We start from the raw sequence: 10,666 nt of genomic DNA on the forward strand, positions 1-10,666 counted from the left end.
GGCCTGCGTCGGCGGGAACTTCGATCGCATTGATCTTCACCACGGGCATGCGTCCAGGCTACCGCGCATCCGTGACCGGATCGTTACCCGGGCAAGATGTTGGCGGTGGGCGTCGAACTCCTGACCATCCGCGGCGGTCGAGGTGACCCTGTGGTGCTCGTTCACGGTCTGATGGGGCGGGGCAGCACGTGGTCGCGTCAGCTTCCGTGGCTGACCGAGGCCGGGCGGGTGTACACCTACGACGCGCCATGGCATCGCGGCCGCGACGTCACCGATCCGCAACCGATCAGCACGGAGCGGTTCGTATCCGATCTGGCCGACGCCGTCGCCGATCTCGGCGGGCCCGCCACGTTGGTCGGGCACTCGATGGGCGGCCTGCATGCGTGGTGCCTGGCCGCGGCGCGGCCCGAACTGGTGACGGCCCTGGTGGTGGAGGACATGGCGCCCGACTTCCGCGGCCGGACGACGGGTCCGTGGGAGCCGTGGCTGCATGCGTTGCCCGTCGAGTTCGCTTCGGCGCAGGAGGTTTTCGACGAGTTCGGCGCGGCGGCCGGGCAGTACTTCCTCGAGGCCTTCGACCGCACCGAGACGGGTTGGAGGCTGCACGGGCACACCGAGCGTTGGATCGAGATCGCCGCGGAGTGGGGCACCAGGGACTACTGGACGCAATGGCGTTCGGTGTCGGTGCCGACGCTGCTCATCGAGGCGGGCAACTCCGTCACCCCGCCGGGGCAGATGCGCGAAATGAGCGAGACCGGCTACCGGGCAACGTATCTGCACGTACCCGGCGCCGGTCATCTGGTGCACGACGACGCACCACGGGAATACCGGTGCGCCGTCGAGGCGTTTCTAGCGTCGTTCACCCATCACGCCTGAGACGGGCCACACGGGGCTCCTCTCGAAGCGGGTCCGGATGGCGTCCATGTCGTGCTCGACGCGGTAGTCGTCACGGTCTTCGCTCACGCCAGCCAGGTAGGTGCGCATGGGCTGCCCACGGTGGGCGGCCCAGCTCAGTGCCGCGGCGAGCGCGAACGGTGCGATCAGGATCAGGAAGGTCAGTATCACGTTCATGGCAGCAATTGTTCGATGATAAATATTCCGCCAACAGTGGCAGAACTGACCGCCTACGATAAGATACTGCCATGATCAAGAGTGTTTCGGCGTTGGTGCTGGACGGCCTGGCCGTCTTCGAGTTCGGCGTCATCTGCGAGGTGTTCGGCATCGACCGTTCCGCCGACGGTGTGCCCAACTTCGACTTCAAGGTCTGCGGCCCCGAACCGGGGCGTCCGTTGCGCACGTCGGTGGGCGCGTTCATCACGCCCGATCACGGCCTCGATGCCCTGGTCGGTGCGGACCTGGTGGCGATCCCCGCGATCTCGGGCCCCTACCTGCCAGAGGCGCTCGATGCGATCCGGGCGGCCGCCGACGCGGGCGCCATCATCCTGACCGTCTGCTCGGGCGCGTTCGTCGCCGGCGCCGCCGGGTTGCTCGACGGACGGCCGTGCACCACGCACTGGATGCACGCCGACGAGTTGGCAAGGACGTATCCCACCGCGCGGGTGGACCGCAACGTGCTGTTCGTCGACGACGGCAACCTGATCACCAGCGCAGGCACCGCCGCTGGGATCGACGCGTGCCTGCATCTGGTCCGCCGCGAACTCGGCAGTGAGGTGACCAACAAGATCGCCCGCCGCATGGTCGTGCCGCCCCAGCGCGACGGCGGGCAGCGCCAGTACATCGACCAGCCGATCCCGGTGCGATGTTCGGATGGATTTGCGCCGCACCTTGATTGGATCCTGACCAACCTGGACAAGCCGCACACCGTCGCGACCCTGGCGAGGCGGGCGAGCATGTCGGCCCGCACGTTCGCGCGCAGGTTCGTCGAGGAGACCGGCCGTACGCCGATGCAGTGGGTGACCGATCAGCGGGTGCTCTACGCCCGCAGGCTGCTCGAGGAGTCCGACCTCGACATCGACCACGTCGCCGACAGATCCGGCTTCGGTACTGCCACGCTGCTGCGCCACCACTTCCGCCGGGTCATCGGCGTCACGCCGTCGGACTACCGGAGGCGGTTCGCCTGTGACGACTCCGGTGTCGCGGCAACGGCTTAGCCCTCGCGCTCCAACGCGTAGATCCGCCAGCGGCCGGGCACACCCTTCAGGTCGTGCTCGCCGCGGTCGGCGAACGACCGTCGTGACCCGGTGACGATCTCGCGCACCGTCGATGAGACCAGTACCTCACTCGGTCCCGCCAGCGCGCTGACGCGTGCGCCGATGTGCACGGCCATGCCCGCGATGTCGTCGCCGCGCACCTCCACCTCGCCCGAGTGCACCCCCACCCGCACTTCGATGCCGAGCGCGGTGACCGCGTCGACGATCGCTTCCGCGCAGCGGAGCGCGACGCTGGGGCTGATGAAGGTGGCGACGAAGCCATCGCCCGCGGTGTTCACCTCGAGCCCCTGAAACCGCGCAAGCTCGTGGCGGACGACGGCGTCGTGATTGTCGAGCAGGTTGCGCCAGCGGTCGTCGCCGAGGGCGGCGGCACGCGCGGTCGAACCGACGATATCGGTGAACAGGATGGTGATGAGCACGCGTTCGGCATCCGAACCGCCGCGCACGCCGGTGATGAACTCCTCGACCTCGGCGAGGATCGTCGTGGTGTCGCCGACCCAGTACAGCGTGTCGGCGCCGGGCAGCTCGACGTAGCGGGATCCCACGACGTTCTTGGCGAGGTACCGGCCGTGTCCGACCCTGACGAACTGGGACTCGGCACGATGCAGGATCAGGGTCGGCGCGGAGATGTGAGGCAGCTTGTCGCGCATGTCCGCATCGGCCAGGACCTGGTTCGACATGCGGGCCATGCTCGGCGACGCGGCGCGGTTTCCTGCAACGTCCCACCACGTGCGGAACGCGCGATCGGTGGCGACGGACGGCGCAACGGCCTCGAGAACGTCGAGACCCTGGTCGACCGCATCCGGTTCGAGGGCCACCGTCGTGAACGGGTTGGCGCCTGCGGCCACGATGCCTGCGTCGTAGTCGGGTGCCCACAAGGCGCGGGCCGACGCGTTGACGAGCACCAGACTGGACACCCGCTCGGGGTGGTCGGCTGCAAGCAGCAGGGCACTCATCGCCGAGAACCCAGAGCCGAAGATCGTCGCGCGTTCGCATCCGAGCGCGTTCATCACCGAGACGGCGTCCTCTGCCCAGCACGACATGGTGATGGTGTCGGCCGATGCGATCTTGGACGACATGCCCATACCGCGATGGTCGAACCGGATCACCCGGCTGAACGACGCCAGACGGCGGTAGAACCGGGACATGGACGGCTCGTCGTCGATCGAGTCGATCGGGATGAACGGCCCCGGCATCACGACCAGATCCACCGGGCCGTCGCCGAGCACCTGATAGGCGATGTCCAAGTCGCCACGCGATGCGTAGCGAGTCCGCGGTGCCTGCGCCACAGCCACCAGCCTAGTCAGCCGCCCTCGCCCGCGAGCGCAAACCGGCCGTCCGCGGTCTGCTCGACGAGGCCGTCGGTCAACAGCGAGTCCAAGGCACGGTCAAGCTGCGCGGTGTCGGTCAGCCACACCACGTCCAACTGGGCACGGGTGACCGGAGTCGCGTTGTCGCGCAACACATCCAGCAGCCTGCCCCGCACCTGACGATCCGTGCCCGCGTAGCGCTGCGGTCTGCGGGCGGGGGTGGTCGCGGGCGGGAAGCCGGCCGACCGCCATGCGCAGGCGCTCAGCGGGCACAGGCCACACCGCGGCGACCGCGCGGTGCACACCGTCGCGCCGAGCTCCATCAGCGCCACCGAAAAGCGGGGCGCGTCAGGGTCATTGGGCAACAGCGCGGCCACGTCGACGAGGTCACGGACGCTGGCGGGTGAGTCGGGCCGGCCGTGCACCGCCCTGGCCACCACCCGCCGTACGTTGGTGTCCACGACGGGAACCCGCAGTCCGTAGGCGAAGCAGGCGACGGCGCGCGCCGTGTAGCTGCCGACGCCCGGCAGCGTCAACAGCGTGTCCACGTCGTCGGGCACCTCGTCACCGTGTTCGGTCGCGATCGCGATGGCGCACTCGTGCAGCCGTTTGGCGCGTCGCGGATAGCCGAGCTTGCCCCAGGCCCGCAACACGTCGGCGGAGCCGGCGGCCGCGGTGGCCGAGGGCGTCGGCCACCGGGCCACCCAGTCGCGCCAGATCGGCTCCACCCGCGCCACGGGCGTCTGCTGCAACATGAACTCGCTGTCCAGGATCTGCCACGCCGTCACGCCCTTGCGTCGCCACGGCAGGTCGCGTTGTTCGCGGGCGTACCACGTCAACAGCTCACCCGAATCGATCATCGGGCCCCGGTCCGGCAGAATGGGCGCCATGCCTCGTACCAGCCCAGTGACTGCATGGAAAGCACTCAAGGAGGGTAACGAGCGCTTCGTCTCGGGCCAGATGGAGCATCCGAGCCAGAGCGTCGCCGACCGGGCCAGGCTGACTCACGGGCAAAAGCCGACCGCGGTGGTGTTCGGCTGCTCCGATAGCCGGGTGGCCGCGGAGCTCATCTTCGATCAGGGCCTCGGCGACATGTTCGTGGTCCGCACCGCCGGTCACGTCGCAGACTCGGCCGTGTTGGGGTCCATCGAGTACGCCGTCACGGTGCTCGACGTGCCGCTGATCGTGGTACTCGGCCACGACAGTTGCGGCGCGGTGAAGGCGACGCTGTCGGCGCTCGACGATGGCGAGGTGCCCGGCGGTTATGTCCGCGACATCGTCGAACGCGTCACGCCGTCGATCCTGCTGGGTCGTCATGCGGGGTTGACCCGGGTCGACGAGTTCGAGACCCGCCACGTCAACGAGACGGTCGTGCAGCTGAGGGTGCGCTCCGCGCCGGTGGCCCAGCGGATCATCGAGGGCACTTTGGCGATCGCCGGGGTAACCTACCATCTGGCCGACGGGCGAGTGGTGCTCCGCGAACACCTTGGTGATATCGGCGAATAGCCGCGACACGCCGAGCGGGGTCGAACGACTAGGCGTGACCTGGCCTTACCTTGGACTCGTGCTGGATCTCGAACCGCATGGCCCGCTGCCCTCCCAGATCTACTGGCGACGGCGCGCTCTGGCCATCGGCATCGGGGTGGTCGTGGTGGCCATCGTCGCAGCAATTGCGATCCTGGTGGTGACCAACAGCACCGGTGACACCAAGACCGAGCAGCCGTCGACCGCCGCGGCTCCGACCCCGCTTCCCGGGGAGAACCCCGAGGTCAAGACCCCGGTACAGCCTCCGGCGCAACAGGCGCCCCCGCCGACCCCCACGCCGTCCGCGGCGGTGACGCCACCTCCGGTGCTGCAGGAGGGCGACGACTGCCCCGACTCCACGCTCGCGGTCAAGGGCATCACCAGCCAGCCCGACTTCGTCGTCGGCGATCAGCCGAAGTTCACCATGGTGGTGACCAACATCGGCCTGGTGGCCTGCAAGCGGGACGTCGGTGCCGCGGTGCTGGCGGCCTACGTGTACTCGCTGAACAACGAGCGGCTGTGGTCGAACCTGGACTGCGCTCCGTCCAATGAAACCCTGGTCAAGACCTTTAAACCGGGTGAGCAGGTCACCACCGAGGTGACCTGGACCGGCATGGGTTCGGCGCCGAACTGCCCGCTGCCGCGGCAGCCGATCGGCCCAGGTACCTACAACCTGGTGGTCCAGCTCGGCAACCTGCGATCCGCCGCGGTGCCGTTCATCCTGGCCGAGCCCACCGCCGCGGCTCCTGGCGCCGCGCCGCCTGCCGGAGCCCCGCCGGAGGGCGAAGTACCGGTTCCCGGCAACTGATTCAGGCCGCACATCCGCGCCGAAAGCGAACCTTCTGCAGAAGAAGTGCGAGAAGAGCCCGGCAAAACGTGCGTCTCGGGATTCCAGCCTCGGGACACCATCGCCGACCACGTGCGGGCAATGATGTCGTCCTCTCGGTCCTCTTTGATCACGCGGGTGACGTTCCAGCCCATGCGCTCGAGCTTCGGCCAGACGCGGAGGTCCTTGACGTACTGCTCGCGGTTCGTACGGTGCTGATCCCCGTCGTACTCGGCACCGACCATGAAGTCCTCCCAATCCATGTCGAGTATGCGAACGAGGGGTCCGCGCTCATCGATCACCGGAAGGGTGGTGGGTCTGGGAAGCCCGGCGTCGATGAACAACAACCGGAGCCAGGTCTCCTTCGGTGATGCGGCGCCGCCCTCGACAAGCGGAAGAAGCTCACGCAGTTGCCGCAGCCCTCGCTGACCCTGGTGGCGCTTGGCCAGCAAGAGAACGTCCTCGGCCGAGAAGACCTGCGCGCGCATCAAAGCATCGAGCCGTGCGAGCGCTTCCCCACGCGGCAAGTGCCGCCCCAGGTCGAACGCTGTGCGCGTACGGGTCGTGACGGGAAGGCCCGCGACCCTGGTGATCTCGTCATCGACCAACGTCTCGTTGCGCACCAGGACTCCACGCTGTGGTCGAGCACGTTTCGAGATCAGCTCGATCGGGATGTCATCGTCGACCCATTCGGCGCCATGCAGGGCGGATGCGGACGCGCCTGCGATCACTGCTTGGCGATCTGACGCCAACCACGCGCCGACGGTGCGGTCTCGCAGCGACGGGAGCGAGTGCTTGGGCACATAGACCCCGCGGAAGATCGGGCGATACCAGCGCTGCAATTCGTGCCGAGTCAAGCGGTCTGATGAGACCGCTTCGCTTCCAATGAAGACTTCCCCCATGGCCCGACTGTGGCAGGCCCCTCCGACATTGCTTCAAGTGCACGTTTCGCAGGGAAAGTGCGAGAAGGGTCCGGCAAAGCGTGCGTTTCGGCGAGGAGCGGGGAATTCAGGCCAGCTGGTCGGCGATGGTGGACTCGGCGAGCTGAGACAGTCCCTCCCGAATGTGGCGCGCCCACATCGATCCGATGCCGTCCACCGACTGCAAATCGCTCGCGCTGGCCGCCAAGACCCCTTGCAGCGATCCGAAGGAGCGCACCAGCAGGTCGACGTGCGCGAACTGCAGCCGCGGAATGCCGGCCATCGCGCGGTAACCCCGTGAACTCATCGCCGAGTCCTGCGCCTCCAGCGTGGAGGGGTAGCCGAATACCCGCGCCAATGCAGTGAAGTCGAGCAATTCGTTGTCCGAGAGTGCGTCGAGCTCGTCGAGCGTGGCCGTCACCTGTGTGGTGTCCGGCGGGTCGGGGTTGGCGTGGTAGTCGCGCACGATCAGCTCGCGGGCGGTGTCGTTGTCGCCGACGAGCTCTTCGAGCTGCAGTTTGAGCTGACGCCCGGCGGTGCCGAGCTCGACCACGTCGGCGTCGATCTCCAGGCTGATCCGGCGCACCATCTCCAGGCGCTGCACCACCGTCATCACGTCGCGCAGCGTTACGAAGTCCTCGATCTCGGCGGTGGACAGCTGCCGGTTGACCTCGTCGAGCCGCGACTTGTAGCGCTCCAGAGTGGCGATGGTCTGGTTGGTCCGCGACAGGATGGTCGCCGAATCGGGCACCACGTGCCGCTCGCCCGCGACGTACACCGTCACGATGCTCATCGAGTGGCTCACCGACACCACCGGATAGCCGGTCTGCACGGCGGTGCGCTCGGCTGACCGGTGTCGGGTGCCGGACTCGTCGGTGGGGATCGACGCGTCGGGCACCAGCTGGACGTTGGCCCGCAGGATCCGGGAGCCGTCACTGGACAGCACGACGGCGCCGTCCATCTTCGACAATTCCCGCAGCTTGGTGGGGGCGTAGCGGACGTCGAGCGAGAAGCCGCCATCGCAGATGGCCTCGACGCTGTCGTCGTAGCCGAGAACGATCAGGGCCCCTGTACGCCCGCGCAGGATGCGCTCGAGGCCGTCGCGCAGTGCGGTGCCGGGGGCCAGCCGCCCCAGCGTCTCGCGCAGCGTGGGCCGGGATAGTTGCACCACGTTGCTTCGTGCGGTCCTTCCGCCAGACTTCACGGCCATCTCGTCTCCTCGGATTGGCCGCCATTGTCCGCGATCTTGCGCAGAACCCGCAACGCCCCCGTGATGTTGTCCGCATTCATCACCTTCAACCCGGCCGGCCCGGACGGCACGCCAGGCGGTACCACGGCGCAAGTGAACCCCAGCCTGGCGGCCTCGGCAAGGCGGCGATCCATTCCGGTGACCCGCCGGAGATCGCCGGCAAGACCCACCTCGCCGATGGCCACGGCGGTGGCGGGCATCGGCAGGTCGGCGTGGGCCGAGGCGATGGCCAGCGCTACCGCCAGATCCGACGAGGGGTCGGTCAGCCGCATGCCGCCGACCGTCGACAGGTAGATGTCGTGCATCCCGACCGACAGGTTGGCGCGCTTCTCCAGCACGGCGGTGATCATCGCGGCGCGGGCGGAGTCGATGCCGCTCACCGCCCGGCGCGGCGAGCCCGTTGCCGCCGAGCCGATCAGCGCCTGTACCTCGCCGATCAGCGGTCGCTTGCCGTCCAGCGTCACCGTCACCGCGGTGCCCGAGACCGGGGCGGGCCGCTGATCCAGGAACAGTCCGGAAGGATCGGCGACGCACTCGATTCCGTTGTCGTGCAACAGGAAACAGCCGACCTCGTCGGCAGCGCCGAACCGGTTCTTGACGCCGCGGACCATGCGCAACGCCGACGAGCGGTCACCCTCGAAGTGCAGCACGACGTCGACGAGGTGCTCGAGCGAGCGGGGCCCTGCGATGGCGCCGTCCTTGGTGACGTGGCCGACGAGGAGTATCGCGATGCCGGTGGTCTTGGCCGCCATGGTGAGCGCCGTCGTCACCGCGCGCACCTGGGTGACGCCGCCGCTGACGCCGTCGGCCTCGGTGGTGGACATGGTCTGCACCGAGTCGACCACGACCAGCGTGGGCCGGACCTCCTCGATGTGGCCGAGCGCGGTCTGCAGGTCGGATTCGGCGGCCAGGAACACCTCGTCGTGAGTGCACCCGGTGCGTTCGGCCCGCAGCCGGATCTGCCCGGCCGACTCCTCACCCGACAGGTACAGCGCCCGCCTGCCCGCCTGTGCCCAGCGGTGAGCAACCTCGAGGAGCAGCGTCGACTTGCCGACCCCGGGATCGCCGGCCAGCAGGGTCACCGAGCCGGGGACCAGGCCGCCACCCAGCACGCGGTCCAACTCGCTTATCCCGGTGTGGAAGTGACGTGTGGCGCCAGGATCGATGGAGGTGATCGGGACGGCAGGCGAGGTGGGGGCAACGGCGCGGCGACCGGGTGCGGTGCTCAACGACGTGAGTACCGCGACCTCGTTGACCGTGCCCCAGGTGCTGCAGTCCGGGCAGCGGCCCACCCACTTGGCGGCGACGTGTCCGCATTCCGAGCACCGGTACTGCGAACGCGCCTTGGAACCCGATCGAGCCACTCCGTGACGTTATCCGTCGCGGCCGACAGAAAACCGCAGTGAGCTAGCCGTGTCCGCCTTCGGCTTCCACGGCACGCTCGGCCGCGCCCTCCGATGCGCCTTCGGAGTCGCGCCGCGGAGTTTCGCCCGCCGAGATCGGCACCGCGGCGGTGACCTCACCGGACCGCTCGAACGTGAACGTGAAGTCGTAGGTGAGGCCGTTGCTGATCGGCTCGGTCAGCGTGACCGCGGCCTCGGCGGTGTCGGCCCCCTCCGTCGCGTCCAGCGCGCTGGGCTGGCCATCGGGCGTGCCGACGACGAGGACGCCGTTGGGGGCCACGGTCGACTTCCCGGTCAGCGCCACCGTGCCGACCTTGGAGGTGATGGACACCAGGCGATCGGAGTCCGCGGGCGATTCGTTGACCGCCACGAACAGCAGGTCGACCTTGCTGCCCGGCCGAATGTAGTCGCTGGTCTGGGGAGCCCGCAGGTGGACGTTTCGCAGCGCCACTCCGGACATCGGGTTGCCCGCCACGGCGTTGGTGCCGTTGACCGCGGGTTCCTGGACGGCGGTCTGAGAAACCTGGCCCGCGCTGCAGCCCGTCAGTGCGACGGCTACGGCAAGTCCGCAGGCGCTCAGGCCCGAGGTGACGGCGAAGGCGCGCGATCTTTGGCGGTTCACTCAAGCCTCCTGCTCGGCCCACGCGGCGACCGGGGCATCGTCGGGGTGGTTCGACTATGCAGAGTAGTAGGTGGCGGTTCACCGCGGTAGCCGAGGGCGCGTGGCGGCCGAAACCCGTTCGCGCGGCGCGTCGGCGGCGCCCGCTTTGCGCCTCGGCGGCACGTCGGAGGGCGGCTCGTGGGGCGCGCGGAATGGCCCGCCGGGGTTCGCTGGCGCGCCTGGGCGTTGCACGGATTCGTCACCATGTCAACCCCTGGTCTTCACCTGCGGTGCCCCTGACCTGCACCGTTGTTCTACACGTGTCTGGGCGTCGTGCTAACATTGAGAGGTGAAAGGGGCTCTAATCTGATGATTTTCAAGGTCGGAGACACCGTTGTCTATCCACACCATGGTGCCGCGCTGATCGAGGCGATCGAAACCCGGACCATCAAGGGCGAGCAGCGAGAGTATCTCGTCCTCAAGGTCGCTCAGGGCGATCTCACCGTTCGAGTCCCTGCTGATAACGCAGAGTACGTCGGCGTGCGTGACGTGGTTGGTCAAGAGGGTCTCGACAAGGTCTTCCAGGTACTACGCGCCCCGCACACCGAGGAGCCGACCAACTGGTCGCGCCGCTACAAGGCGAACCTCGAGAAGCTGGCGTC

10 protein-coding genes and 2 pseudogenes are annotated in these 10,666 nt (G+C 68.3%); 5 read left to right on the plus strand and 7 right to left on the minus strand.

The window, feature by feature from the left end; genetic code table 11:
- The first annotated feature begins 96 nt into the window (after window positions 1-96).
- Complete coding sequence (locus tag QOC69_RS10025) at window positions 97-876, plus strand: alpha/beta fold hydrolase (RefSeq protein WP_526438916.1); 780 nt, start codon at window positions 97-99, stop codon at window positions 874-876.
- Here QOC69_RS10025 and QOC69_RS10030 read toward each other — a convergent pair.
- The gene (locus QOC69_RS10030) at window positions 850-1,071 is read right to left on the minus strand and encodes a hypothetical protein (protein ID WP_526438918.1); all 222 of its coding nucleotides are present in this window, start codon (window positions 1,069-1,071) and stop codon (window positions 850-852) included. The genes QOC69_RS10025 and QOC69_RS10030 overlap by 27 nt on opposite strands.
- Before the next feature lie 71 nt (window positions 1,072-1,142).
- Here QOC69_RS10030 and QOC69_RS10035 point away from each other — a divergent pair, with 71 nt between their 5' ends.
- Window positions 1,143-2,111: a GlxA family transcriptional regulator gene (locus tag QOC69_RS10035; RefSeq protein WP_526438920.1), complete on the plus strand. Its 969-nt coding sequence runs from the start codon at window positions 1,143-1,145 to the stop codon at window positions 2,109-2,111.
- On the opposite strand, the gene lipJ is transcribed toward QOC69_RS10035, so the two are convergent.
- Both lipJ and QOC69_RS10045 read right to left on the minus strand, forming a co-directional pair.
- Window positions 2,108-3,460, minus strand: a complete 1,353-nt coding sequence (lipJ, locus tag QOC69_RS10040) for a bifunctional lipase/adenylate cyclase LipJ (protein WP_526438922.1) — start codon at window positions 3,458-3,460, stop codon at window positions 2,108-2,110. The two genes, QOC69_RS10035 and lipJ, sit on opposite strands and share 4 nt — an antisense overlap.
- A 14-nt stretch (window positions 3,461-3,474) precedes the next feature.
- Window positions 3,475-4,371, minus strand: coding sequence for an iron-sulfur binding domain-containing protein (locus tag QOC69_RS10045; protein WP_526438924.1), 897 nt, complete (start codon window positions 4,369-4,371; stop codon window positions 3,475-3,477).
- On the opposite strand from QOC69_RS10045, the gene QOC69_RS10050 reads away from it, so the two are divergent.
- The gene (locus tag QOC69_RS10050; RefSeq protein WP_526438926.1) at window positions 4,370-4,987 is read left to right on the plus strand and encodes a carbonic anhydrase; all 618 of its coding nucleotides are present in this window, start codon (window positions 4,370-4,372) and stop codon (window positions 4,985-4,987) included. The two genes, QOC69_RS10045 and QOC69_RS10050, sit on opposite strands and share 2 nt — an antisense overlap.
- A gap of 58 nt (window positions 4,988-5,045) precedes the next feature.
- Window positions 5,046-5,813, plus strand: a complete 768-nt coding sequence (locus QOC69_RS10055; protein ID WP_526438928.1) for a hypothetical protein — start codon at window positions 5,046-5,048, stop codon at window positions 5,811-5,813.
- A 77-nt stretch (window positions 5,814-5,890) separates the two neighbouring features.
- Here the strand turns inward: QOC69_RS10055 and QOC69_RS10060 are convergent.
- The 4 genes and pseudogenes from QOC69_RS10060 to QOC69_RS10075 all read right to left on the minus strand — a co-directional run.
- Window positions 5,891-6,733: pseudogene (locus QOC69_RS10060) on the minus strand (type IV toxin-antitoxin system AbiEi family antitoxin); the annotation flags it as partial.
- Window positions 6,734-6,839: 106 nt separating this feature from the next.
- Entirely contained in the window at window positions 6,840-7,961 is a 1,122-nt protein-coding gene (gene disA, locus QOC69_RS10065) for a DNA integrity scanning diadenylate cyclase DisA (RefSeq protein WP_526438930.1), read from the minus strand.
- Window positions 7,952-9,364 carry a DNA repair protein RadA gene (radA, locus tag QOC69_RS10070; RefSeq protein ID WP_526438932.1) on the minus strand — a complete coding sequence of 471 codons (1,413 nt, stop codon included), beginning with the start codon at window positions 9,362-9,364 and terminating at the stop codon, window positions 7,952-7,954. Before radA ends, disA begins: the two co-directional genes overlap by 10 nt.
- 43 nt (window positions 9,365-9,407) lie before the next feature.
- A complete protein-coding gene (locus QOC69_RS10075; protein WP_526438934.1) occupies window positions 9,408-10,025 on the minus strand; it encodes a copper chaperone PCu(A)C domain-containing protein in 618 nt (205 codons plus the stop codon).
- Between the two features lie 348 nt (window positions 10,026-10,373).
- Between QOC69_RS10075 and carD the strand changes: the two are divergent.
- Window positions 10,374-10,666 (plus strand): annotated as a pseudogene (gene carD / locus QOC69_RS10080) (RNA polymerase-binding transcription factor CarD); the annotation flags it as partial.

Origin of the sequence: Mycobacterium sp. (assembly GCF_032162105.1) — a bacterium.
In the GTDB taxonomy this organism is placed as follows: Bacteria; Actinomycetota; Actinomycetes; order Mycobacteriales; family Mycobacteriaceae; genus Mycobacterium.